Below are 23089 nucleotides of genomic sequence, written 5' to 3'. Positions count from 1 at the left end.
CCGGAGAAGTGCCGTGTCCCGTCTCAGCCTGATACTTGCCGCCACCTTGGCCTTTGCCGGTGCGCAGCCTGCGCTGGCGCAGCAGAAATTCGAGAATCTGGACCGGATCGATAGCCTGGTCGCGATGACCGTCGGCGCCAACATGGGGGAGCCTGGCGGGCCGCTCGCGCCGGTTGATCGGCGCTTGCGGCTGGCGGCCTGCCCGACCACGCCAAGCGTCGATGGACCGACCTTCGGGGCGGCGATCGTCAAATGTGATGCCCTGGGCTGGCGCATCCGCGTGCCGCTGGTGGCGGGCGGTGCGGCGGGGATGACCGGTCCGGTCGCCCGTTACGCGCCGGCCGCGCGGGCGGTGCCAAAGGAGGCGGCCGTCAAGCGGGGGGATCCCGTGCAGCTAAATGCCGGCAATGCGGCCTTCAGTGTATCGCGGATGATGATCGCGGACGAGGATGGTGCTGTCGGTGAGACCATCCGGGTCCGGGAAGACAAGAAATCGGCACCTATTCTTGCCCAGGTCGTGGAAATGGGCGTGGTACGCGTTCCGGGATTTAATGAATTTTGAACTTGTCCGTTATAGTGTCTAAGGGACGAGTGAAGGAATGAATCAATGATCAACTCAGTCGGCCAGAGCATCAGTTCCGCCATCGAGGCGAATCGCCTGCGTGATGGCGGCAAGACTCGTGCGGCCTCGTCGGTCGGGTCGGCCACCGCTGGCACGACATCTGCTTCGGCCTCGGCCAGCCCTGCCGCGCGGATGGCTGCGGAAGGCGCGCCAGTGGACATGGATCGCGTCGCCGCGATCAAGGCGGCGATCGCTTCGGGCAATTATCCGGTCAATCCGTCGGCTATTGCCGATCGGATGCTGGCGCTCGACCTGCCGGCCTGAACGGAGAAGCGTCATGCCGCTCGGCCTTGCATCTCTGGATGGACTCTTCGCGGCATTCGAGGAATTGCGTGCCGTTCTGGACGGTACCGATGCCGCTGCGATCGAGGCTGCCAGCAACCGCGTCAGTGCCGCTGCGGCGTCGGTTCGGGCGATCGGGGCATGGCGATCGGAACCTGATGTGCTGGCAAGGCTGAACGGCCTGCTGCCCCTCATCGACGCCGCGCGTGTGCGCACGAACGTGCTGGCTGACCATAGCGCGCAGCGCCTGGCCATTCTGACCGCACAGGGTTCGCGAACCGCGCCACTGACATACGGGCGGCGATAAAAAAATTTCCTTATCGGACTAAAGCGGCGCCAATCGGCGCCGTTTTTCGTTTTACGCACAATCTTATTGACGCGCGTTAACCAAATCTTGGCATAAGCCTTGCTCTAATGATCCCCGGTACCAAGTGGGGATTATGGGTCAGTGTCGGCATCTGCAGACATTTCAGCAACAGGGGTTTCGACCGGCAATCGCGTGACCAACGCGATCGCCATGGCGAGCCGCCGGACGGGCGTGGACTTTTCCTACCTGCTTGGTCAGGCCAAGATCGAATCCAGCCTGAACCCGACCGCCCGTGCGGCGACCTCCTCCGCGACCGGCCTTTACCAGTTTGTCGACCAGAGCTGGCTTGCCGTCGTCGACAAGCATGGCGCCGAATATGGACTTGGCTGGGCTGCCGATGCGATCAGCAAGGGCAGCAATGGCCGCTATTATGTGTCGGACCCCGACCTGCGCCAGCAGATACTCGACCTGCGCAAGCATCCCGAGACCGCCTCGGTCATGGCGGCGGAGCATGCCGCCGACAACAAGGCCTATCTGGAAAGCCGCTTGGGGCGTGAAGCCGAACCGGTCGATCTCTATCTCGCGCATTTCCTGGGCGTGGGCGGGGCCTCCAAATTCCTGTCGATGAACGACCGTGCGCCCGACGCGACGGCTGCCTCTCTTTTTCCGGCGGCGGCCCGCGCCAATCGCTCGATCTTCTATGATCGGTCCGGCAGCCCGCGCAGTTTCGCCGACATTCGCGATCGTTTCGCTGCCAAGCTGCAGAAGGGCGTCGACACCATCGGCAATGGTGACGTCCAATATGCCGGCACCGCGTTGCCCAGCGGCGCGAAGACGGTCGCACCCGCCGATTATGTGCGGATCGAAACACAGCGCCTTGCGACGCAGGCGGACGTCAGCGTCCGCCCGCAGCCGCAGACCGCGCGCCTCGCCTATCTCATGCTCGCCACCCTCGGAAGGTAACGGCTCCTCATGTCTCCCACCCAAGTCAAAGCGAAGATCTGGATGAGCGCCGCCAAGGGGGCGGTGTTGCCGATGGCGACGCTGATGGTCGTGCTGTTCATGATGGTTCCGGTGCCAGCGATCATGCTGGACCTTGGCTTCATTACCAACATCATGATCAGCCTGGCTGTTTTGATGGTGGCGCTGAACGCGGCCAAGCCCCTCGACTTTTCCAGCTTCCCGACGGTGCTGCTGTTCGCGACCCTGCTGCGCCTGGCGCTCAACGTCGCCTCTACCCGCGTCGTGTTGGTGCAGGGGCATGAAGGGTCGGATGCGGCTGGCCAGGTGATCGAGGCGTTCGGTCACTTCCTGATCGGTGGCGACTATGTCGTCGGTATCTTCGTCTTCGCGATCCTGATGATCATCAACCTGGTCGTCATCACCAAGGGCGCCGGTCGCGTGTCCGAAGTGTCGGCCCGCTTCACCCTGGATGCCCTGCCGGGCAAGCAGATGGCGATCGACGCCGACCTCAACGCTGGTCTGATGACGCCGGAAGAAGCCAAGCTGCGCCGTGTCGAAGTGGCGACCGAGGCGGATTTCTACGGTTCGATGGACGGTGCTTCCAAATTTGTGAAGGGCGATGCGATCGCCGGCATCCTCATCCTCGTCATCAACATCGTCGGTGGCATCATCCTGGGCGTGGTCAGCCATGGCCTGTCGATGGGCGAGGCTGCCCAGACCTACATCCTGCTGGCTATCGGCGATGCGCTGGTCGCGCAAATCCCGGCGCTGCTGCTGTCGATTGCGGCCGCTTCGATCGTGACCCGCGTCAAGAGCGAGCAGGACCTGTCGGCCCAGGTCGCCGGCCAGTTCGGCACCGGCAAGGCCTGGATCCCGGTCGCTGCAATCCTGGGCTTCCTGGGCGTGCTGCCCGGCATGCCGCACATGATCATCCTGCCTGCGGCGGGCGTCGCCGGCGCCATCGCCTGGCAGTTGCGCCAATCGAGCCAGCGCAAGGCCGCCGAGCCTGAACCGGCGCCGCCTCCGCCCAATCCGGCGCTGATCGAATGGAATGATGTGTCCGACGGTGCGATTTTGGGGCTGGAAATCGGTTATGGCCTGATCGGCCTCGTCGACGAACGCAAAGGCGCGCCGCTGATGGCCCGCATCACCGGCATTCGCCGCCAATTGTCCAAGGAACTGGGCTTCGTCGTGCCGATGGTCCGCGTGAAGGACAATCTGGCGCTGGAACCCAATCAGTATCGCATCACCATCGCCGGCGTCGTCGTCGGTGAGGACGAGATTTTCCCCGACGATCTGCTCGCCCTCGACAGCGGTATGCTGGAAGGCACCGTGGCTGGTCGCGCGGCCAAGGACCCGACATTCGGTCTTGATGCCGTCTGGATTGCGCAGACCAAGCGCAGCGAGGCTGTGGTCGCCGGTTACACCGTGGTTGATCCACCGACGGTCGTCGCCACGCATCTCAACCAGCTCATCGCAATGAACGCCAGCGAGATGTTCGGTCTGGATGAAGCGCGCAAGCTGCTCGACAATCTGAAGGACGCGGCGCCCAATCTGGTCGATGGCCTGACCCCCGGGACGCTCAGCCTGACCCAGATTTCCGCACTCTGCCGTGCCTTGCTGTCGGAAGGCATCGCGCTCAAGGATTTCCGGCGTATCTGTGAAGCCATGGTCGATGCGGCACGGCCCGACATGAGCCATGAACAACTGGTCGAGGCCATTCGCCAGCGCATTGGCGCGCTGATCATTCAGGGACTGGTCCCGGTGAAGATGCCGCTGCCGGTCATCACGCTCGACGGCGAGCTGGAAGCCATGCTGGCCCAGGCCATGCGCGTGGCCGGCGATGCCAAGCATCCGATCGAACCAAGCCTGTCCAATCGGATCGTTGAGTCGGTCGTGCATGCGGCGCGCCCCTTACTGGGGCAGGCACGCAATTTCGCCATCGTTACCTCACCGGTCGCGCGCCGTGCGCTCGCCCGCCTGTTCAAACCCCATCTGCCCGAAACCCCTGTCCTGTCCTTCCTGGAAATCCCGGACGGCAAGGGGGTCGAGGTCGTCGCCGTCGTTGGCGGCGAACAACGTTCCACGCCCCGGCACGATCCGCTGCCGCAGCGTGAACGGGTCGCCTGAGGAGACTGACCGATGTACATGAAAAAGGTCACCGCGGGTTCCGACGTCCTGACATATGGCCGCCCGGGCAATGCCAATTCCCCGGAGCAGCTTGCGCGGCGCTATATGCCGCTCGTCCGCAAGATCGCCTGGCATGTCCATGGCCGGGTCTCCAGCGCGATAGAGGTCGAGGATCTGCTGCAGATCGGCATGGTCGCGCTGGTCGAGGCGGCCAACAGCTTCGAGGATCGCGGCCTGGGCTTCGCGTCCTACGCCCAGTTGCGCGTGCGCGGTGCGATGATCGATCATTTGCGCCGCCACTCGACGCTCTGCCGATCCGCCATGGCGACGCGCAAGCAACTCGCGGCGGTCCGCAACCGGCTGGAACAGCGGCTGGGGCGTGCGCCGCTGGAAGCGGAAATGGCAGCGGAAATGAATCTCGACGCGCCCACTTATCGGGAGATCGCGGACGGCGCCGAAATGGTCCAGCACACCAGCATGGACGAAGTATATTCCGATCAGTCCATGTGGTTCGCCGATGTCGAGGATCGCGCCGACGACATTATGGAACGTGAATCGCTCAAGGCGATGGTCGCCAAATGTATCGGCGAACTGCCTCAGCGGGAGGCGCTGGTCCTTCAGCTCTATTTTGTCGAAGAGCTGAATCTGGAAGAAATCGGCCAGACGCTGGATATCGGTGCCGCGCGGGTATGCCAGATCAAGAAGGCGGCACTCGACAAGCTACGCGATAAGCTGCGCGACTGGGACTAACGGATCAGCTGTCGTTGGCAGGGGCCGAGACCGGTGCGATCCGCCCGGGTACGGGCCAGCGGAACCGCAGCGGTCGATAATTTTGTGTCCGCCACCATGGTTCGGCAACCTGGAACAGGCCGCTATCTTCCGCCTTGCGACCCAGATCCTTGCGTGCGGTGATCGCAGCCAGGACGGGGGCCAGGAACAGGCCGGCGACGACCGGGCTCAGCCAGCCGACCGAATCGGCACGCACGGCCAGAATGGTCAGGCCGACGCCAAGCAAAATATGCCATTTGAACAGCCAGATCGCACCCGTGATCGCCATGCCGTCGCGATCGCGGGTCTGGCCGTTCCAGCTCGCCTTGCGGCCCATCAGGATGCTGAACAGGTTGATCGTCTGGGTCAGCATCGCCACCGGTGCCATCAGGATGGACAGGATGATGTCGGCCACCACGCCGCGGGTCATGCGGACCGCACCGCCAAAGCCGATGCGCCGCGAAGGATCGGCCATGGCCCAGCCGATCGCCAGGATCTTGGGGCCGAACAACAACAGCGCGGTTACCGCCAGCAGGCCACCCGAAGGCAGCACGTCGGTAGGTGGCCAAACGCCGGTGGCGGCCCCGCCCAGCACGACCAGCATCAGCGCCAGCCACAATGGCGAGGTGCAATAGGCCGAAGCCCCTACGAACAACTGGAACCGGCTGACCGGATGGAGGCCGGCAATCTTCATCAGCAACGGGACATGCTGGATATTGCCCTGGCACCAGCGCCGGTCGCGGGTGAACAGATCGGGCATGGATGGCGGAAATTCCTCGAAACTGTCGTCCGCCGTGACCATGTGGACATCCCAGCCGCGCCGTCGCAGCAGTGCCGCCTCCAGCATGTCGTGGCTCAGGATATGGCCGCCAAAAGGCGCGCGCCCGGGCAGTTCGGGCAAACCGCAACTTTCGGCGAAGGCTTTCACCCGCACAATCGCATTATGACCCCAGAACATGCCTTCCGATCCGGCCCACCAGATCATGCCGGCGGCAGAAATCGGTCCGAACAACCGGCTGGCAAATTGCTGCCAGCGGGCGAACAGCGTGGCCGCGCCCATGACCGTGGGCACGGTCTGGATAAGGCCCAGATGGGGATGTCGTTCCATGTCGGCGGCTAGGCGGGCCATGGTCTGGCCGCTCATCACGCTGTCGGCGTCCAGAACGATCATATAGTCATAGGCACCGCCGAAGCGGGTCACCCATTCCTCGATATTCCCCGGTTTGCGGCCGATATTGCGTGCGCGCCGGCGATAATGGACCGGCCGGGAAAAGGCCTTGCGCATCTCCAGATAGGCCTTGCGTTCGGTCTCGCCATTTTCCGGGTTGGAATCCGACAGGATGAAAAACTCGAACCGTTCGCCACCCATCACCTGCGACAGTGAGCGCTCCATGATCGACAGGCGGCCGAGCACGCCCAGGAAATCCTCGTTGCAGACCGGCAGCAGGATCGCCGTGCGGCCCTTGAGCGGCGTGGTGTCGCGCGGCGTGTAGGGCCGTACAGCTTTGCCCTTGCCGACCGTCAGCAACAGGAAGCCAATCAGCGCGGTGGCAAAGCCAAAGGCAATCCAGGCGAAGAGCGGGATGAACAGCGCAAGATACACACCTTCCCAGAAGGAAATGCCGTCCAGGCCAATCGAACGACGCATTTCGTGCGCCGCGAGCGATGCGGGAAGCAGCGCCAGCAGGACGACCAACAGGCGTCGCGCCCATAGATCGATATTGACTGGCCGATGCAGCCGTTCCGGGGCAGCCCCGAAATCCTGGGTCGGCATCGCGATCGGCGCTTCCGCCGGGACGTTCTCAAACGCCCGGACGTGCGGTTCCGTCCCTGCCGTGTCGCCGGCCGCAGGGATGCCTCCTGTCGATGTCATTTCAGACCCGTTCCTGATTAGCCCGAACGTCAGAACCGTTCGCCATCGGCGTTGTTCCGTTCATGCGCCGACCGGATAATGCACATATTCGCTGAACGCGCGATTGCCGGAGCGAAGCTGGACCCGGATATCCGCCGCCTTGTCGCCCGTTTTGCGTATATCCAGCGCCACCCGGAACAGTCCTGGCTGACCCAGCACGGGATAGCCGCCCCTCTTCAGGATCGTGCCATTCCCGATGTCGGTCCAGATGTCCGGCTTGGCATCGGCCGGGACGCCGGCAAAGTCGATCACCAGTCGTTCGACGCCGGCCTCTTCGCCGCGACCGCGCCATACCGCTTCGATCGTGGCCAGATTGCTGCTGGCGGGGCTACGCGCCGACGTCCAGTCCAGTCGATAGGCGGCGTCGATCCGTGTCCCCGGACGCCCCGCTTTGGCCGGCGTCCAATAGGCGCAGACATTGTCGGTATATTCGCTGTCGGTCGGGAAGGTGTAGAGGCGGACCTGTCCCGCGCCCAGCGGTGCGGCCGGCGTGGCCCACAGCGAGGGGCGCCGATCATAATAGACGCCGTCATCCTGATAATGGTCAAAATTGCGGTCGCGCTGCAGCAGGCCGAAGCCCTTGGGGCTGGTCTCGGCAAAACCGTCCACCCGTGGCACGCTGGGATTGACCAGCGGCCGGGCCTGCACGCTGCCGTCGGCGCTGGCGATGGAGAGCAGGTCGGAATCATGGATTTCCGGGCGCCAGTCGGTGCCCTTGTTCCGATGCGCCTCATCATACCAGAACATGCTGGTCATCGCCATCAGGCCCAGTTCGGGGATGGGGCGACGCGGAAACAGGGCGGCGGTCACATCCTGATGCACGCCCTGGCCATCCAGTCGGTTGATGAAGCGGAAGGCGCCGCTGATCGATGCCCCGTCGAGCAGCGCATAGACGGTCATGCTGCTGTCGCTGGTGCGTTCCAGCCAGAAATGGGTGAAGCGGGGAAATTCCTCCTTGCCCGGAATGCTGGTGTTGATCGCCACGGCGCGCGCGGACAGGCCGAACTGCTTGGTCGGGCCGGGTGCCCGGAAATAGCTGGCGCCCAGGAAGGACAGCCAGTCGCCGTCGCGCTTCGCATTCATGATGCGGAACCCGGCATAGCCGGCGTCCGGGCCAAGATCCGCGACGGCATTGCCTTCCGGCGTCTCGAACATGGCGGGGTCATAGCGCAGCGGCGTGGCGACGCCCTTTTCCACCAGCGCGATCTGGACAGGCTGCTGGGCGGTGCCGCTCAACGGAAACAGACGGACGCCGGTGTCGCCGGGCATGTCGCCCCAGATCGTCTTCTCATCGCGAAAGCGGGCCTGGTGCATCTGATCGTAACCGACTTTCGCAGCCACGGCATTGGGGGGCGTTTCGGCATAGGGCGCGCGTGCCAGCTTCTGCGCCATGGCGATGATCCCATCCCAGGAAAATCGATCAGTGCGGGGCTGGGCGAGAGCGGGACGGGGGAGCAGCAGGGCCGCGCCAGAGGCAGCGATCAAAGCGCGCCGGTCGATCATGGTCATGGGACCATCATGGGGGCTGGGCGCGCCAATGCAAGGCGTGCCGCCGGCCAAATACGATGAAGCCCCCGCCCGGGGGGACGGAGGCTTCGGGAATTGGCCGTTCGATCGAAGGTGTTACCCCCGGCACGGTGGGGACTGTTGATGTGCCGGGGGTACATGGCGGGCTGTCGGTGACCAATACCTCACCCCGCCATTTTCGGTATCCGATCCGGATTACTGGATCAGCTTGAGGACGTTCTGCTGGCTCTGGTTGGCCTGGGCCAGCATCGCGGTCGAAGCCTGGCTCAGGATCTGGGCCTTGGCGAGCGCGGTGGTTTCGGTCGAGAAGTCGGCGTCCTCGATGCGGCTCTTGGCGTCGGTCAGGTTGGTGACGTTCGCGGTCAGCGTGTTGACGGTCGATTCCAGGCGGTTCTGCACCGCACCGAGGTCGGCACGCGCCGTGTCGACAGCCTTCAGGGCGGCGTCATAGAGGTCGAGGGCCGCACCGGTGTCGAACGCGGCGTCGGTGACGTCCATGTCGCTGGTGACGGTGCCGGCGGTCGGGTCGAGCACGGCGGTCATGTCGGTGTCGCCGACCATGTCGCCCAGGTCGATGTCGATCGCGTCGCTCGAGTTGGCACCAGCCTGGATGGTGATCGTGCCGTCAGCGCCGGCGCCGGCCGATGCGTCGAACAGCTTGATGCCGTTGAAGCTGGTGTCGGTCAGGACCTTGCCGATCTGGGTGGCGAGCTGGTCGATTTCCGACTTGATATTGCCCTTGGCGGTGTCGTCGTTGGTGCCGTTGCCAGCCTGGACGGTCAGTTCACGCATGCGCTGCAGCATGTTGGTGACTTCGCCCAGTGCGCCTTCAGCGGTCTGCGCCAGGCTGATGCCGTCATTGGCGTTGCGGATGCCCTGGGTCATGCCCTTGATCTGCGAGGTCATGGTCGATGCGATGGCGAGGCCGGCGGCGTCGTCCTTGGCCGAATTGATGCGCTTGCCGGTCGACAGGCGTTCCATCGCGGTGGACAGGGCCTTGCTGGCGGAGGTCGAAGCATTGGTGGCCCGCAGCGCCGACGAGTTGGTTGCGATAACAGTCATGATATTCCCTTTCCGTTCAACATCAGGTCGCTGTCATCTGACGCTTGCGGCCTCGAAAGGGGATAACGGCGGGGCGCAAAAAGCTTTTAGAGCGGAATGTCATTTTTCTTGAAAATAGAACAAAATTAGCTGGTTACACGCACGCGCATATCAAAGGCCGCGTTTTCTTGCCGGTCGGGCGGAAAAAAATTGCCGGTATTCGGCAAGTGCATTGCCGCGTTAACCATCTGATAACCACGTAAAGGTAAATTTGGTTCATCGAAGGGGTTAGGGGCGTGCGGGGGCACAAACCGGCCAAGTAACTGGGGACCGTTCATGTCATCGCTTGACGTGAGCCGTGGGGTTTGCGCGCTCGTTCCGGGCCTGCAGCACTGGCTCGAAAATGCCTTGTTCGCCGTACGGGTGGTCGATGCGCAGAGCCCGCGTGAACGGGATGATCGCCGGGTTCTGCTGGCGACGGAAATCGGCTACGCGACCCATCGCGATATCCTGATCAATCTGGTCGACGGTGCTCCGTCTCTGGTCGCTGCCGCCAACGGCCTGCCGGCACGCCTGGCATTCGGTCTCGAGGATATGGGCTTCGCCTTCGCCCTGATCGCCGAACTGGCTCGTCCGGCGGCCGTGCCGGCTGTCGGCGACGGCGCCAGCGCTCGGCTCATGACCCTGGCCAGCCGCGTCGCCCGCAGCGACGCCACGGTCCTGATCCAGGGCGATACCGGCACCGGCAAGGAAGGCATGGCGCGCTTCCTCCATGCACAGTCCGGGCGCATCACCCATGACTTCATCGCCGTAAACTGTGCGGCGCTCCCCGAAACCATGATGGAAGCCATGCTCTTTGGCCATAAGAAGGGGAGCTTCACGGGCGCAGCGCAGGCATCCGAAGGCCTGTTCCTTGCCGCCGATGGCGGTACCCTGTTCCTGGACGAAATCGCCGAGTTGCCGCTGACGTTGCAGGCCAAGCTGCTGCGCGCGCTGCAGGAAGGCGAAGTTCTGCCCGTCGGCGCGACCCACCCGGTGCCGGTCAATGTGCGCGTCATTGCCGCATGCAACCGCAACCTGGCTGACGAGGTCGTCGCTGGCCGCTTCCGCGAGGATCTCTATTGGCGCCTCAACGTCATGCCGCTTGAGCTGCGGCCGCTCGCCGAGCGTCCGGGCGATGTCGCCGCGATTGCCGCTGCCATGCTGCTGCGTCACCAGGACAATGGCAAGGCCGGCTTTGTCTGGCCGACGGCGGCTGCGCTGGACAAGCTGATCGCGCATGCCTGGCCGGGCAATGCCCGTGAACTGGGCAATGTGTTGCAGCGGGCGCTGGTATTGCGGGACGGCGACCGGATCGGGGCCGAAGACCTGCATTTGTCGGGCGCGCCGCAGCCGCTGCGCATCGTGACCGCAACGTCCGTCACGCCGGTAGCGGCCGAGCCGATCCGGCTGCGGGATGTCGCACGTCACTCCAAGCTGGAGGCGATCCGCATGGCGCTGCGCGAGACGGATGGCCATCGGGCCGCTGCCGCCCGCAAGCTGGGCATTTCGGAACGTACGCTGCGCTATCGGCTCGCCGAGATGCGCGAGCTGGCCGCAGCATAAGGGAGGATAGGGCATGACCGGCATTTCTCCCACCGACAGCGTGATGGCGATCCGCAACGCCATCCTGCAAAAGAACGCCGCCCTGCGCGACGTCGCATCGACCGGCAATGTCGGTACGATCGGCGGCACCGGTGCAGCCCAGGGCACGGCGCCCGGCGGCTTTACGGAGGCGCTCAACAGCGCGTTGCAGCAGGTCAACGGCCTGCAGAACCAGGCCGGCGAAGCTGCCACCGCGTTTGAAAAAGGCGAAACCACCGATATTGCCGGCGTCATGCTTGCCAAGCAGCAGGCGTCGGTCAGCTTCGAGGCGACCCTCCAGGTCCGCAACAAACTCCTGTCCGCCTACAAGGACATCATGAGCATGCCGGTATAATCCATGAGCGAGAACGCACTCACCATCGATGGCGGCTCAGCCGCTGCTCCGGCCCTCCCGGCCATCACCAGTGCCGGCTTCGGCAACGCCAAGGGCGTTGACGCGCTCAAGGCACGTTTCATGGGCTTCATGAAACAGCCCGCCGTTGCAAAGAGCCTGCCGCTCCTCGGCCTGCTCGGCGTCGTCGCCACCGCCGGCGCGGCCTGGCTGGCTCTGCGCGAGCCGCCCCAGCGCGATCTGTTCCGCGGGTTGCCCGACGCCGACAAGTCGGCCGTCGCTCAGGTGCTCGACCAGAGCGGCATCCATTATGGCTTCGATAACAGCGGCGCGATGACGGTGGGCGAGGGCGATTATTTCAAGGCGAAGATGATGCTTGCCGCCCAGGGCCTGCCCAAGAGCGCGCCCGACGGCAACAGCATGATCGACAGTCTGCCGATGGGGGCTTCGCGCGCCGTCGAAGGCGAAAAGCTGCGCTCGGCCCGTGAAATGGATCTGGCCCGCACGATCGAGGCGATCGACAGCGTGGAAAGCGCCAAGGTTCATCTCGCGGTCGAGCCGCCCAGCGTCTTCCTGCGCGAACGTTCAAAGCCTTCCGCTTCCGTCATGCTGCGTCTGGCCCAGGGCCGTTCGCTGACGGACCAGCAAGTCAGTGCCATCGTCCACCTCGTCGCCTCTTCCATCCCCGAACTCAACCCGGAGGATATTTCGGTCGTCGATCAGAATGGCCGCCTGCTCAGCAATAACGACGGCAATGCCGGCGACGATCGCCAGCTTGCGATCCAGACCCGGATCGAGGATCGCTATCGCCAGTCGGTCGTCGCGCTGCTGACCCCGATCCTGGGCGACGGCAAATTCTCGACCGAGGTGCATGCCGAACTGAACTTCGCCGAGCGTCAGGCCACCCGCGAAACCTATCCCCAGGACGAGGCCCGCCTGCGTGCCGAACAGGGTAGCTGGTCGTCGGACGAACGCGGTCAGAAGGCCGGCGAGGCGTCGGGCATTCCCGGCGCGCTCAGCAACCAGGCTCCGGTCAACCCGACCGTGACCCAGACCAATCCCAACGGTCAGGCCGTGACCCAGGGCCAGACGGCCGAGCAGCAGCCCGCTACGCCGGGTCTGCCGCCGATGAAGACCGAAGAAACTTTCAACCGCAGCTTTGAACTGGGTCGCGAAGTATCGGTGACCAAGGACGCGATCGGAACGGTGAAGCGCCTGTCGGTCGCCGTCGCGCTCGACACCGGTGCCGATGGCAAGCCGCGCTCCGCCCAGGAAATCGCCGCGCTCGAAGCGCTGGTGAAGGGGGCGATCGGTTTCGACCAGGCCCGTGGCGACGTGGTCGCCCTGTCGGCCCGCAGCTTTGCCAAGGCCGAAGAGGTCAAGGCGCCGTGGTATGAAGCCGACTGGATGTCGCCGCTGATCCGCAATGTCTCGGCCCTGCTGGTCGCGCTGCTGGTGATCTTCGGCATCGGTCGCCCGCTGCTCAAGCGCCGCGCCGCCGCCCAGGCGGAGCAGGCAACCCAGGTGGCCGAGACCGGCCAGCGGATCGGTCGCGAGATTTCCGGCGAGCTGCAGAAGCAGGCGGTCGAAAATCCCGATCCCAGCCGCCCGGTCACGCTCGACATGATTTCCTCCACCTATGATTATGCGCAGCGCGCCGACCTCATCCGCAACTTCGTGAAGCAGGATCCGGATCGTGCCGCCCTGGTCGTGCGCGACCTGCTGAAGGAAGGGAAGAAGGAAAATGCCTGAGATCGTCCCCGGCCGTCCCGAGGCGCTCAAGGGCAGCGCCGCCGCCGCAGTCCTGCTGATGCTGTTCGATGAGGATGAAGCGGCGCAGATCCTGTCCCGCCTCGAACCCGAGGAAGTCCGCCAACTGGGCTATGCGATGTACGACGTTGCCGATGTTGATCCCGAGGAAGTGAACGAGGCGCTCGACCATTTCGTCACCAAGGCCAAGAAGCGCACCACCATCGGCTATGGCGCCACCCGCCATATCCGCGGTGCGATGACCAAGGCCTTGGGCGAGGAACGGGCCGAAACGATCCTGGCCCGCATCACCCCGCCGACCCGTTCGACGCAGCTGGAAATGCTGAAGTGGATGGACGCCAAGGAGATCGCGGTGCTGATCGAGATGGAGCATCCGCAGATCATGGCGATCGTGCTGGCCCATCTGGAGGCGCCGGTCGCCGCCGACGTGCTGCAATTGCTGCCGACCGAATATCAGGAAGAGATCGTCTATCGCATCGCCACGCTCGGCCCGGTGTCGAACGAGGCGCTCGACGATCTGGAGCAGCTGCTGTTGCGCGGTCCGGTCAGCAAGCAGGGTGCGGCGTCGCAACGCGGCGGCACGGTCGAGGCGGCCGCGATCATGAACAATGTCCGCAAGGATAATGAGCAGCGGATCATGAAGGCCGTCGCCAAGCGTGACAAGATGATCGCCCAGACCATCGAGGAGGAAATGTTCGTCTTCGATAACCTGATCGACATGGATGACAAGAATCTGGGCACGCTGATGCGGACCGTCGACAGCCAGGTACTGGTCGTGGCGCTCAAGGGTGCGAACGACATGCTCAAGGCCAAGATCTTCAGCTGCATGTCGGCCCGCGCCGCGCAGGCGATCGCCGACGAGATCGAGGAACGCGGTCCGATCCGCCTGGCCGAAGTGATCGACGCGCAGAAGCTGATCATTGCCACCGCCCGCCGCATGGCGGATGCCGGCACCATCATGCTGGGTGGCAAGGGGAATGATTTTGTCTAAGATCTGGTGCGCCGAAGCTAGCCACGAGGTGTCGAGCGTACCGATGGTCGGCGTCGGCCAGGTCGCCAGCAACGGTTTTCGCAGCCTCTATTCGGCGCTGCCGGGCGACATCGTCGCCACGCCCGCGCGCGCGCCGATCCATGCCGAACCGGAAGCCGATCCGATCGACGAAGCCCATATGGCAGGCTTCTCGCAGGGCTTCGAGGAAGGCTATCGCGCCGCCGCCGAGGAACAGGCGAACGAGATCGAAGCCCGCAACCGTCTGACTGCCGCGCTGGACATGCTGGCGCCGGCGCCCAGCGGCAGCCTGTCGACCATGTTGTCGGCAACGGTGGTACGCCTGGTCGAACAGATTGTCGGAGAGGTCCAGATCGACCTCGACCGGCTGACCCAGCGTTGCGAAGCGGTCGCAGCCTTCATCGACGACAAGAGCGACAAGAGCGCGCTCCACCTGCATCCCGACGATCTCGCTCTGCTGGAAGGCGAGGCGATTGGCGTGCCGCTGGTGTCGGACAAGAACATGCAGCGTGGCTGCGTACGCCTCGAAACCGCCGACGGCTGGGTCGAGGATGGCCCGGACGTCCGTCTGGCGCGCCTGCGCGCCCTCATGGACGACATGGAGGGTAAGGCATGATCCGCGCCGAACTGGCGCAGGCCGAAACCCTGTTCGACCATCTTCAGGTCCAGAATCGCCAGCCGCGCCATGTCGGCCGTCTGGTCAGCCATGATGCCGGCATGCTGGAAGTGACCGGCTTCCGCCGTCCGATCGGTTCGGGCGCTCGCGTCCTGGCCAGCGACGGGTCGGTCTGCCGCGCCGAAGTCGTCGGCTTTCGCGGAGAACGCACCCTGCTGGTGCCGCTCGATGCCGATGCGCCGCTGGAGAATGGCATTCGCGTCGAACCCGACAGCCAGGCCAATATGGTGCAGGTGGGCGAGGGGCTGATCGGCCGCGTCATCGACGCGATGGGCCAGCCGCTCGATCGCAAGGGGCCGATCATCGCCGGCGGCGTCTGGCCGCTCAATGGCGTGAAGGGCAATGTCCTCGATCGGGGCCGCGTTACCGAGCCGTTCGATCTGGGCGTGCGTGCCGTCAACGCGCTGCTGACCGCAGGTCGTGGCCAGCGCATTGCCATCATCGCCGGATCGGGCGTCGGCAAGTCGGTGCTGATGGGCCAGATGATCGCTGGCGCCGAAGCCGACATCGTCGTCACCGGCCTGATCGGCGAGCGGGGCCGCGAAGTCAGCGACTTCCTCGAAACCAAGCTCAAAAATGCGATGCACAAGTCGATCGTCGTAGCCGTGCCCGCCGATCACCCGCCGGTGCTGCGCCTGCGCGCCGCTGCGCGCGCGACCGCCATCGCCGAATATTTCCGCGCCCGTGGCAAGAAGGTGCTGCTGCTGATCGACAGCCTGACGCGCTGCGCCCATGCCCAGCGCGAGATCGGCCTGGCGCTTGGCGAACCGCCGGCGATGAAGGGCTATCCGCCCTCGGCGCTGGCGCTGATCCCGCGTCTGGTCGAGCGGGCCGGCGTCGACGCCCGCACCGGGGGCTCGATCACCGCGCTCTACACCGTATTGGCCGATGGCGACGATACCGACGATCCAATCGTCGACGCCGCCCGCGCCATTGTCGACGGCCATTTCGTGCTGTCGCGCAGCCTGTCGGAACAGGCGATCTTCCCGGCGATCGACATCGGCAAGTCCTTGTCGCGCGTGATGGCCGACGTCGTGCCCGACGAGCACCGCCAGGCTGCCGCCGCCTATCGCCGCCTCTGGGCCGCCTATGAGGAAAATCGCGATCTCATCCTGATGGGCGCCTATCGCCCCGGCAATGATCCGGTGATCGACGAGGCGGTGCAGCGTCGGCAGGAAATCCTGAACTTCATCCGCCAGGACCAGAAGAGCCGGATCGACCTTGATACCAGCGCCCATGCGCTGATCGCGGAGTTCGGCGCATGAAGGGCCTGGTCAATCGTCGCCAGCGCGTATTGCGCGTGCGCCATGTCCAGCATGCCATGGCCGTGGCGGAAACCGCGCGGGCGCGGGACGAGGCGCAGGGCATCGCCACCAATATCGAACGCCTGCGCCGGGTGCGCGGGGAATTGTTTGGCGTCCAGGCCGATGTCTCGGGCGCATCCTTTGCATCGATGCAGGAATTGGCCAGTCGTCTGGAGCAGGCAGGACGCCAGCTCGATGGCGCGCTTTATGATGCGAAACGCAAGGTGGAGACCAAGGAGGGACTCAGCCTGGCGGCCAATCGCGAGAAGGAAATTGCGACACGCCTGAAGGATCGGGCGCGCAATGCGCTGGAAGAGTGGCGTGAGAACAAGCTGGCCGCGCTGCCACGCTATCGCCGCATGCAGCGCACGGGGGACAATTGACATGAACATGCTTGCCAGCCTGAAATCCTTGCTGTTTTCGTCCACGCCCCTGGCGGCCACTGCGGCGACGGGCGCAGCCGACGTTGTCGAAGGCGCCATGGACTTTGCCGCGATGCTCAGCGATGCCGACGGTGCGAAGGATGCGGCGCCCGCTCCCGGACAGGGAGACGTCGCGTCGACGGCGACCGGGGAAGGCGAGGCGGAGGCGATGGTGCAGCCGCCCGAAACTGCTGCTTTGCCGGTGATGACGGACACGGCGGACTATCTGGCGCAGCGGAACCTGCATACCCAGCCATTGGCCTCTGCGACGCCGGTCCCGGCCATGCCGGGCGAAGTCGCGGTCATGGATGTGCCCGTGACCGTTTCACCACCAGTGTTGCCGCAGGGCGACGCGCCGGCGCAGGTCGTTTCCGACAGTGATATCGAGAATGTCGAGATATCCCAGCCACTTTCCGACGCGACGCTGGTTACGGCGCCTAACCCGACATTGCCTTTGCCGGCGATATCCGGTGCGCAGCCGACCGTCGAACATGACACCGAAATTGACACCCGAATGGTGCCTGCGCAGCCTGATGCCGCGGCGCCCGTCCGGGACGCGATTGCCCCATCCTTGCCTGCAGCGCTTCCCCCCTGCCGCAGGCACCGATCGATGCGCCGGCATCTTCGATTCCATCTGCGTCGGCCGATGAGATGCCGTTGCACCTGTCATCTTCGCCGTCACTTTCGCTGCCCCAATCCCAGGCCCCTTCGTACCCGGCCATGGCGGAAGCGGATATGACGGACAATGTGGTCGACGCGGATGGGCAGGATGACGAGCATAAGGATGCAGAGATATCCGTTGCCGCACCGGCGATGCCATCCGACCTTGCCGCCGCTGCCATGGCTGTGCCGCCCATGCCCATGTCCATGCCCGTGGTACCGGTCGCCGTCGACCCGCCGGTTATGGTGGCTTCGGTGGAAGAAGCCGGCGAGCCCGCGTCGCAGCCCTTGCGTCCTGTCCCGAGCAACGTCGTCCAGGTAGAGGATGGTTTGACGCCGAGCGACCCGAGCGCCGAGGCCGAGCCTAATAAAAAGGGCGATCCAATCGCCGTAGCGGCCGGTAAGGCCCAGCCGCCTGCGCAGCGTTCGACCAGCCAGGCGGCGCTGCCTACCGATCGGCCGACGGCCAGCGTCGATGCCGTTGATGATGCGCCTGTACCATTGGCTGTACCGTTGGCCGCACCATCTGTTGCCCCATCTGCTGCGCCGCCGCTGCCGTCTGTCGATGCAAGCGAGCAGGTCGTGGCGCAGACCGATCGATCGGAGCCTCCGGTGCCTCCGGGTGTTGACGGCTCGAAGGCGACGCCGGGCGATCAGGGCATGCCAATTCCGGTTGCGGTGAATCAGGCCGCCGAACCGGCATCGGTCGTCGAACCAGCGTCAGCCATTGAACCTGCAGCGACCATTGCCGCACCCGTCCGGGCAGAGGCGCTGTCGCTGCTGCAATTGGTGCGCGATCATATGAACCGGCGTGCGATGCCGTCGCGCGATGCCGCCGATCCTGCGCCTGCCGTAGGGGACAGGAACGAAGCGACCCGAGCCGTTGATCCGTCGCTGGCCATGCCGACCCCGTCCGCACATCATGGCACCACGGTCGCGGCGCCCCTGGCCGCTGCGGCGCAGGGCGCGAACACCGCACCGGCCGCCATGCCGACGGTCGACCTGTCCGCCAGCCTTGGCCAGCAGGTCGTCGATCTGGGCGTGTCGGGACAGTGGATCGATGGCTTGGCGCGCGACATTGCCGGTCTTTCGGCCAATGGCGCGCAGGGCCGTTTCCAGATCAACGCCGACCAGCTTGGCCCGGTTCAGGTCGATATTCGCCAGGGCAGTGATGGTGCCGCCGTCAGCCTGACGGTCGCTAGCGAGGCTGCGGAAATTGCGCTGCGTCAGGACAGCGACCGACTGAAGCTGGATGCCGGCCTGGCGGCCGTGCGGATCAGCGAGGTCAAGGTGGAACGGGCGCCGCATGTGGCGGAGGCGCAGCGTGCCGACAGCCAGTCGGGCGGCCAGCAATCCTCTGCCCAGCAAGGGCAGTCCGGGCAGCAAGGCGCCTGGCAGAATGGCGGTCAGATGGCGGGCCAGTCGATGGGCCAGTCCTCGTCGCAGGGCCGCTGGCAGGGCCGCGAAAATAATGGCCCTGGCCATAAAAGCGGCGGCGATCCGGCCGTTCTTAACCATGGTGACGCCGGCGATAGCGCCGGTGACGTCCGCCGCGCGCGCTATGCCTGACGGCCGGGACACAATATTCCAGGGGACGTGAACGATGAGCGATGAACCCAAGGCGAAGAAGAAGGGCGGCGGCATGAAGCTCATCCTGCTGGTCGCGATCGCCATGGTGGTGGGCGGCGCCGGTGCCGCGGGCGGCCTGTATGCGGCAGGATTCTTCAGCCCAAAGGCGGAAGGCCCCAAGGAAGATCCCAGCAAGCCGGTTCTGGTGCTGCTGGGCGAGGATGCGCAGGCCGTGGCCACAGCGCATGGCTGGGCCGGCGAGGGCGGCGGTGGCGAAGGCGGTGGCCATGAAGCCGCTGCCGGCGCGGTTCATGCGCCCGCAGCTGGCCACGCACCGGGCAAGGGCATCGATCTGCCGGCGCCGGCCAATCCGGCGGCCTATCAGGCAACCTACTTCCAACTCCAGGCGCCCTTTACATCGAACATGTCCGACACGGATGCCTTCGCCCAGATCACGGTCGCCGTGTCGACCTATTATGATTATCGCGTGATCGCTGCGATCAAGGCGCATGAGATGGCGATTCGCAGTCAGATGCTCATGATGCTGGCGGAGCAGCCCGAGGAGGTGCTCGTCACGCCCCAGGGCAAGCAGGCGCTGCAGGGCAAGATCAAGACCATAATCAACGATGTTTTGAAGCAGAAGACGGGCTATGGTGGCGTTGATAACGTTTATTTTACCAATTTCGTTATTCAATAGGGTTGCCTGAAAGCTGGGAAGTCCCCCGGCCCAGGGCAGGGGACCAACATGAATCACGTTCAATCCTTCGCCTTTGGGCGTGGGGAAGCGCAGGCACCGGTCATGCTGTCGGGATTGGACCGGCTGGGCGAAAAGCTCGGCCGGCGCATCCGCGCGCTGATCGAACCGATATCGGGCATCCGGCCACATGTGGCGAGCCAGGATGCGCAGGTGCTGGAATTCGGCGCCTGGTCGGCTGGCGTCCCCGCCTTTTGCAGCTTGTCCGTCTATCGCTTTCTGCCGCTCAAGGGGCAGGTGCTGCTGCGTATCGACGCTTCGATGATCTCGACGCTGGTCGACTGCTTCTATGGCGGGATCGGCAACCGACCGCTGCCGGCGCGGGGGGAGTTCACGCCGACGGAGGATCGGCTGATCAGCCGGCTTACCGAAACGATTCTGGCCCGCCTTGTGGAATGTTGGGCCGAGGTGCTGCCGCTCGAACCGGGGTTGATCCTGCGCGAGACGGGCATCGGCTTCGCCGCTGCTGCGCAGCCTGGCGACCAGATGGTGCTGCAGCGCTTCATGGTGAGCCTCGACCGCGATCGCGAATGGCCGATCGATCTGGTCTTTCCGCTTGCGGCGCTGCGCGGTGTCGAGGCACTGATGGGCAGCAAGGTCGCCAGCGACGAGGAGCATGTCGACCCCGTGTGGCAGGCCCGCGTCGCCCGCCGTATGCGCGACATTCGCCTGCCGGCACGCACCGTGCTGGCCCGCCCCAATCTTTCGCTGGCCGAGCTGATGCAGCTCAAGACCGGCGACATCATACCCGTGACGATCGGCCGCAGCCTGCCGCTGATCGTCGGCGACCGCATCGTCGCGCACGGCACGATCGGCGAACAGGATGGCCGTGCCGCCTTCCAGATTGAAAAGCTTGCACAGGGACCAGAACAATGAGCGACATGACCGAAGCCCCGATGATGGACCCGCGCGGGGAAGACAGCGCCAGTCGCATGGCGAACAACCGCCAGTTCAAGCTGCTGGCCGACATTCCGGTGCGCATGTCGGTGGAGGTCGGATCGACCTCGCTCCGCCTTGCCGAGGTGATGGACCTGGCCGAGGGCAGCATTGTCGAGCTGGATCGGCAGGCCGACGAGCTGCTCGACATCATGGTCAACGGCGCGCTGATCGCGAAGGGCGAGGTGGTGACCGTGAACGGCCGTTATGGCATCCGTATCGTCGATATCGCGGCAACCGAAACCCGCCTGGCGGGGGTCGAGAGGCGCGGCTGATCGCACGGCCTGCTTTTACGCTTGCCTTGCGACGCATTCTTGCGGATCGGATGACGCATTAACCTTAAACGCGGGGCGCGTGCATGTTCTGGTATTTCGTCAAACTGTTGATCCTGCTGCCCCTGGTGGGCGGCATGGCCTTTGGCGCGCTGTGGCTGTGGCGCAAATATCAGCCCGGCATGATGATCGGCCAGAATGATCGCGCGCTCAAATTGCTGGAAGCGATGCCGCTGGGCACCTTTGGCAAGCTGGCGGTGGTCGAGTTCGAGGGCAAGAAGATACTGCTGTCGGTCACGCGCGGCCGGATCGAGAAGATCGCGGAAGGCGACACCTATCGTGCGCGGTAGATATTGGCTGATCGGCGGCGCCTTGCTGACCGCTGGACTGCTGCTGGTTGATCCTGCGCTGGCACAGGCCGTGCCGGTGCCGCCGGCGCCGGTCGACAATGGCGGGGCGCTGACCCGCGCATTGGGTCAGGTATCGGGCGACGGCCGCTCGCTGTCGCTGTCGCTGCAGATATTGATCCTCATGAGCCTGCTGACGGTCCTGCCGTCGCTGATCCTCATGATGACCAGTTTTACCCGGATCATCATCGTGCTGTCGCTGCTGCGCCAGGCACTGGGGCTGCAACAGACGCCGCCCAACCAGGTGCTGGTCGGCCTCGCCCTGTTCCTCTCGCTGTTCGTGATGCGGCCCGCGATCGACCAGATCAACGGCCTGGCCTTCGATCCCTATGGCAAGGGGCAGATCAGCATCGAGGAGGCGGTTGGCCGCACCGGCAAGGTGCTGCACGGCTTCATGGCCAAGCAGACGCGCGAGACCGATCTCAAGCTGTTCGCCAACATGGCCAAGGCGCCGGCTTTCCGCACGGCCGATGATATTCCCTTCACCATCCTGCTGCCGGCCTTCGTCACCAGCGAACTCAAGACCGCGTTCCAGATCGGTTTCATGATCTTCCTGCCCTTCCTCATCATCGATCTGGTGGTGGCATCGACGCTGATGGCGCTGGGCATGATGATGTTGTCGCCGACGATCATTTCCATGCCGTTCAAGCTGCTGCTGTTCGTGCTGGTCGATGGCTGGGCGCTTACCATGGGGTCGCTCGCCGGCTCCTTCGCGACATAGGGCGCGGGCGATGGAGAATGCCGATTTCTTCATGGGCCTGGCACAGCATGCGCTGTGGATCACCGCGCTGGCGGCCGCGCCGATCCTGCTGCCCGCGCTGATCGCGGGCGTGCTGATCGGCATGGTGCAGGCGGCCACGTCGATCAACGAACAGACGCTCAGCTTCATTCCCAAGATCCTGGTCGTGGGCGCTATGCTGACCCTGTTCGGCGGATCGATCATGGTGCTGATCGCCGATTTCACGCGTGAAATATTCGAGCGGATTCCGGACCTGCTGCAATGATCGCACCGGGCTTTACGGGCGTCGAAACGCAATTGTGGATCTGGCTGATCGCCATGATCCGCCCGGGCGCCGCATTCCTTGCGGCCCCGGTGTTCGGCGCGCCCGCAATGCCCCTCCAATTACGCCTCATCCTGTCGCTGGCGCTCGGCATGGCGGCGCTCAACAGCGTCGCGATCCAGCTGCCCCATGACGGGGTCGCCAGTTTCGAGGGCATCCTGCTGGTGTCGGGCGAGGTGATGGCCGGTCTTGCCATGGGCTTTGCCGTGCAGATTGGCTATTCGGCCGCCTTCGTCGCGGGCGAGGCGATCGGCAATACCATGGGCCTGGGCTTCGCCTCGATGGTCGACCCGGCTTCGGGCCAGGGGACGCAGGCGGTCGGCCAGTTCCTCTCGATCCTCTCCACCTTCCTGCTGCTGGCGATGGATGGGCATCTGCTGCTCGTCAGTTTCGTGGTGCAGAGCTATCAGGCACTGCCCCCCGGTGGCGCGATGCTGAGCAATGATGCGGTGTGGCATCTGGTCGAATTTGGCGGCTCGCTGCTGGGGGCGGGGGTCACGATCGCGCTGCCGGTGGCCTTTGCGCTGGTGCTGGTCCAGATCGTCATGGGCATGTTGGCGCGGACGGCGCCATCGCTTAACCTGTTCGCCGTCGGCATGCCGATGGCGGTCATGGCGGGCCTGATCCTGTTGGCGGTCGCGGTTCCGGTGATGGGCGAAGGCATCACCATCGCCCTGAAGGCCGGGCTGGAGCAGGCCCGTTTCATTTCGGAAGGGCGCTGA

25 protein-coding genes are annotated in these 23089 nt (G+C 64.7%); 22 read left to right on the top strand and 3 right to left on the bottom strand.

What is annotated here, in order from left to right; genetic code table 11:
* Window positions 1-13 precede the first annotated feature (13 nt).
* The 6 genes from PMI04_RS17260 (at window position 14) to PMI04_RS17235 (ending at window position 5054) form a co-directional block, all read left to right on the top strand.
* On the top strand, window positions 14-562 hold the full coding sequence (locus PMI04_RS17260) for a flagella basal body P-ring formation protein FlgA (protein ID WP_007713994.1): 549 nt from the start codon (window positions 14-16) through the stop codon (window positions 560-562).
* A gap of 45 nt (window positions 563-607) precedes the next feature.
* Window positions 608-886, top strand: coding sequence for a flagellar biosynthesis anti-sigma factor FlgM (flgM, locus tag PMI04_RS17255; protein ID WP_007713996.1), 279 nt, complete (start codon window positions 608-610; stop codon window positions 884-886).
* Between the two features lie 13 nt (window positions 887-899).
* A complete protein-coding gene (locus PMI04_RS17250; protein WP_007713998.1) occupies window positions 900-1211 on the top strand; it encodes a hypothetical protein in 312 nt (103 codons plus the stop codon).
* Between the two features lie 141 nt (window positions 1212-1352).
* Window positions 1353-2174 (top strand): hypothetical protein, encoded by an 822-nt coding sequence (locus PMI04_RS17245; RefSeq protein WP_007714001.1) that lies wholly within the window; start codon window positions 1353-1355, stop codon window positions 2172-2174.
* Between the two features lie 9 nt (window positions 2175-2183).
* On the top strand, window positions 2184-4304 hold the full coding sequence (gene flhA / locus PMI04_RS17240; protein WP_007714002.1) for a flagellar biosynthesis protein FlhA: 2121 nt from the start codon (window positions 2184-2186) through the stop codon (window positions 4302-4304).
* Window positions 4305-4316: 12 nt separating this feature from the next.
* Window positions 4317-5054: a FliA/WhiG family RNA polymerase sigma factor gene (locus PMI04_RS17235; protein WP_007714004.1), complete on the top strand. Its 738-nt coding sequence runs from the start codon at window positions 4317-4319 to the stop codon at window positions 5052-5054.
* Between the two features lie 4 nt (window positions 5055-5058).
* On the opposite strand, the gene mdoH is transcribed toward PMI04_RS17235, so the two are convergent.
* The 3 genes from mdoH to PMI04_RS17220 form a co-directional block, all read right to left on the bottom strand.
* Window positions 5059-6945 (bottom strand): glucans biosynthesis glucosyltransferase MdoH, encoded by a 1887-nt coding sequence (gene mdoH / locus PMI04_RS17230; protein WP_007714005.1) that lies wholly within the window; start codon window positions 6943-6945, stop codon window positions 5059-5061.
* A 60-nt stretch (window positions 6946-7005) separates the two neighbouring features.
* Window positions 7006-8493 carry a glucan biosynthesis protein gene (locus PMI04_RS17225; protein WP_037487231.1) on the bottom strand — a complete coding sequence of 496 codons (1488 nt, stop codon included), beginning with the start codon at window positions 8491-8493 and terminating at the stop codon, window positions 7006-7008.
* A 213-nt stretch (window positions 8494-8706) separates the two neighbouring features.
* A complete protein-coding gene (locus PMI04_RS17220) occupies window positions 8707-9573 on the bottom strand; it encodes a flagellin (protein ID WP_007714009.1) in 867 nt (288 codons plus the stop codon).
* Window positions 9574-9888: 315 nt separating this feature from the next.
* Between PMI04_RS17220 and PMI04_RS17215 the strand changes: the two genes are divergently transcribed.
* The 16 genes from PMI04_RS17215 (at window position 9889) to fliR (ending at window position 23089) form a co-directional block, all read left to right on the top strand.
* Window positions 9889-11157, top strand: a complete 1269-nt coding sequence (locus tag PMI04_RS17215; RefSeq protein WP_007714011.1) for a sigma-54 dependent transcriptional regulator — start codon at window positions 9889-9891, stop codon at window positions 11155-11157.
* Between the two features lie 13 nt (window positions 11158-11170).
* On the top strand, window positions 11171-11530 hold the full coding sequence (gene fliE / locus PMI04_RS17210) for a flagellar hook-basal body complex protein FliE (RefSeq protein WP_007714012.1): 360 nt from the start codon (window positions 11171-11173) through the stop codon (window positions 11528-11530).
* A 3-nt stretch (window positions 11531-11533) separates the two neighbouring features.
* Window positions 11534-13279 (top strand): flagellar basal-body MS-ring/collar protein FliF, encoded by a 1746-nt coding sequence (fliF, locus tag PMI04_RS17205; RefSeq protein WP_007714015.1) that lies wholly within the window; start codon window positions 11534-11536, stop codon window positions 13277-13279.
* Complete coding sequence (gene fliG, locus PMI04_RS17200) at window positions 13272-14288, top strand: flagellar motor switch protein FliG (protein ID WP_007714017.1); 1017 nt, start codon at window positions 13272-13274, stop codon at window positions 14286-14288. The genes fliF and fliG overlap by 8 nt, the downstream gene beginning before the upstream one ends.
* The gene (locus PMI04_RS17195) at window positions 14275-14922 is read left to right on the top strand and encodes a FliH/SctL family protein (protein WP_007714018.1); all 648 of its coding nucleotides are present in this window, start codon (window positions 14275-14277) and stop codon (window positions 14920-14922) included. Before fliG ends, PMI04_RS17195 begins: the two co-directional genes overlap by 14 nt.
* Complete coding sequence (locus PMI04_RS17190) at window positions 14919-16247, top strand: FliI/YscN family ATPase (RefSeq protein ID WP_007714020.1); 1329 nt, start codon at window positions 14919-14921, stop codon at window positions 16245-16247. Before PMI04_RS17195 ends, PMI04_RS17190 begins: the two co-directional genes overlap by 4 nt.
* The gene (locus PMI04_RS17185) at window positions 16244-16669 is read left to right on the top strand and encodes a hypothetical protein (RefSeq protein ID WP_007714022.1); all 426 of its coding nucleotides are present in this window, start codon (window positions 16244-16246) and stop codon (window positions 16667-16669) included. The genes PMI04_RS17190 and PMI04_RS17185 overlap by 4 nt, the downstream gene beginning before the upstream one ends.
* Window position 16670: 1 nt before the next feature.
* On the top strand, window positions 16671-17447 hold the full coding sequence (locus tag PMI04_RS17180) for a hypothetical protein (protein ID WP_283184808.1): 777 nt from the start codon (window positions 16671-16673) through the stop codon (window positions 17445-17447).
* Window positions 17444-18937, top strand: a complete 1494-nt coding sequence (locus PMI04_RS17175; RefSeq protein ID WP_283184807.1) for a flagellar hook-length control protein FliK — start codon at window positions 17444-17446, stop codon at window positions 18935-18937. Before PMI04_RS17180 ends, PMI04_RS17175 begins: the two co-directional genes overlap by 4 nt.
* A gap of 34 nt (window positions 18938-18971) precedes the next feature.
* Entirely contained in the window at window positions 18972-19634 is a 663-nt protein-coding gene (locus tag PMI04_RS17170) for a flagellar basal body-associated FliL family protein (protein WP_007714028.1), read from the top strand.
* 48 nt (window positions 19635-19682) lie between these two features.
* Entirely contained in the window at window positions 19683-20567 is an 885-nt protein-coding gene (locus PMI04_RS17165) for a FliM/FliN family flagellar motor switch protein (protein WP_037487232.1), read from the top strand.
* Entirely contained in the window at window positions 20564-20902 is a 339-nt protein-coding gene (gene fliN / locus PMI04_RS17160; protein ID WP_007714031.1) for a flagellar motor switch protein FliN, read from the top strand. The genes PMI04_RS17165 and fliN overlap by 4 nt, the downstream gene beginning before the upstream one ends.
* An 83-nt stretch (window positions 20903-20985) precedes the next feature.
* The gene (locus PMI04_RS17155) at window positions 20986-21249 is read left to right on the top strand and encodes a flagellar biosynthetic protein FliO (RefSeq protein WP_007714033.1); all 264 of its coding nucleotides are present in this window, start codon (window positions 20986-20988) and stop codon (window positions 21247-21249) included.
* A gap of 43 nt (window positions 21250-21292) precedes the next feature.
* Window positions 21293-22027: a flagellar type III secretion system pore protein FliP gene (gene fliP, locus PMI04_RS17150; protein WP_274517626.1), complete on the top strand. Its 735-nt coding sequence runs from the start codon at window positions 21293-21295 to the stop codon at window positions 22025-22027.
* A gap of 10 nt (window positions 22028-22037) precedes the next feature.
* Window positions 22038-22310 carry a flagellar biosynthesis protein FliQ gene (gene fliQ / locus PMI04_RS17145; RefSeq protein WP_007714037.1) on the top strand — a complete coding sequence of 91 codons (273 nt, stop codon included), beginning with the start codon at window positions 22038-22040 and terminating at the stop codon, window positions 22308-22310.
* The gene (fliR, locus tag PMI04_RS17140; RefSeq protein ID WP_007714039.1) at window positions 22307-23089 is read left to right on the top strand and encodes a flagellar biosynthetic protein FliR; all 783 of its coding nucleotides are present in this window, start codon (window positions 22307-22309) and stop codon (window positions 23087-23089) included. Before fliQ ends, fliR begins: the two co-directional genes overlap by 4 nt.

This window comes from Sphingobium sp. AP49 (assembly GCF_000281715.2).
Taxonomy (GTDB): domain Bacteria; phylum Pseudomonadota; class Alphaproteobacteria; order Sphingomonadales; family Sphingomonadaceae; genus Sphingobium.
The sequence above is the reverse complement of the archived record's forward strand: the minus strand, read 5'-3'. Positions and strand labels throughout refer to the sequence as shown.

Excerpts from the sequence above, each read along its gene's own strand:
- flgM (WP_007713996.1), top strand. The coding sequence starts at position 608 with ATGATCAACTCAGTCGGCCAGAGCATCAGTTCCGCCATCGAGGCGAAT.
- PMI04_RS17250 (WP_007713998.1), top strand. The coding sequence starts at position 900 with ATGCCGCTCGGCCTTGCATCTCTGGATGGACTCTTCGCGGCATTCGAG.
- flhA (WP_007714002.1), top strand. The coding sequence starts at position 2,184 with ATGTCTCCCACCCAAGTCAAAGCGAAGATCTGGATGAGCGCCGCCAAG.
- PMI04_RS17235 (WP_007714004.1), top strand. The coding sequence starts at position 4,317 with ATGTACATGAAAAAGGTCACCGCGGGTTCCGACGTCCTGACATATGGC.
- mdoH (WP_007714005.1), bottom strand. The coding sequence starts at position 6,945 with ATGACATCGACAGGAGGCATCCCTGCGGCCGGCGACACGGCAGGGACG.
- PMI04_RS17225 (WP_037487231.1), bottom strand. The coding sequence starts at position 8,493 with ATGACCATGATCGACCGGCGCGCTTTGATCGCTGCCTCTGGCGCGGCC.
- PMI04_RS17220 (WP_007714009.1), bottom strand. The coding sequence starts at position 9,573 with ATGACTGTTATCGCAACCAACTCGTCGGCGCTGCGGGCCACCAATGCT.
- PMI04_RS17215 (WP_007714011.1), top strand. The coding sequence starts at position 9,889 with ATGTCATCGCTTGACGTGAGCCGTGGGGTTTGCGCGCTCGTTCCGGGC.
- fliE (WP_007714012.1), top strand. The coding sequence starts at position 11,171 with ATGACCGGCATTTCTCCCACCGACAGCGTGATGGCGATCCGCAACGCC.
- fliF (WP_007714015.1), top strand. The coding sequence starts at position 11,534 with ATGAGCGAGAACGCACTCACCATCGATGGCGGCTCAGCCGCTGCTCCG.
- fliG (WP_007714017.1), top strand. The coding sequence starts at position 13,272 with ATGCCTGAGATCGTCCCCGGCCGTCCCGAGGCGCTCAAGGGCAGCGCC.
- PMI04_RS17195 (WP_007714018.1), top strand. The coding sequence starts at position 14,275 with ATGATTTTGTCTAAGATCTGGTGCGCCGAAGCTAGCCACGAGGTGTCG.
- PMI04_RS17190 (WP_007714020.1), top strand. The coding sequence starts at position 14,919 with ATGATCCGCGCCGAACTGGCGCAGGCCGAAACCCTGTTCGACCATCTT.
- PMI04_RS17185 (WP_007714022.1), top strand. The coding sequence starts at position 16,244 with ATGAAGGGCCTGGTCAATCGTCGCCAGCGCGTATTGCGCGTGCGCCAT.
- PMI04_RS17180 (WP_283184808.1), top strand. The coding sequence starts at position 16,671 with ATGAACATGCTTGCCAGCCTGAAATCCTTGCTGTTTTCGTCCACGCCC.
- PMI04_RS17175 (WP_283184807.1), top strand. The coding sequence starts at position 17,444 with ATGACGGACAATGTGGTCGACGCGGATGGGCAGGATGACGAGCATAAG.
- PMI04_RS17170 (WP_007714028.1), top strand. The coding sequence starts at position 18,972 with ATGAGCGATGAACCCAAGGCGAAGAAGAAGGGCGGCGGCATGAAGCTC.
- PMI04_RS17165 (WP_037487232.1), top strand. The coding sequence starts at position 19,683 with ATGAATCACGTTCAATCCTTCGCCTTTGGGCGTGGGGAAGCGCAGGCA.
- fliN (WP_007714031.1), top strand. The coding sequence starts at position 20,564 with ATGAGCGACATGACCGAAGCCCCGATGATGGACCCGCGCGGGGAAGAC.
- PMI04_RS17155 (WP_007714033.1), top strand. The coding sequence starts at position 20,986 with ATGTTCTGGTATTTCGTCAAACTGTTGATCCTGCTGCCCCTGGTGGGC.
- fliQ (WP_007714037.1), top strand. The coding sequence starts at position 22,038 with ATGGAGAATGCCGATTTCTTCATGGGCCTGGCACAGCATGCGCTGTGG.
- fliR (WP_007714039.1), top strand. The coding sequence starts at position 22,307 with ATGATCGCACCGGGCTTTACGGGCGTCGAAACGCAATTGTGGATCTGG.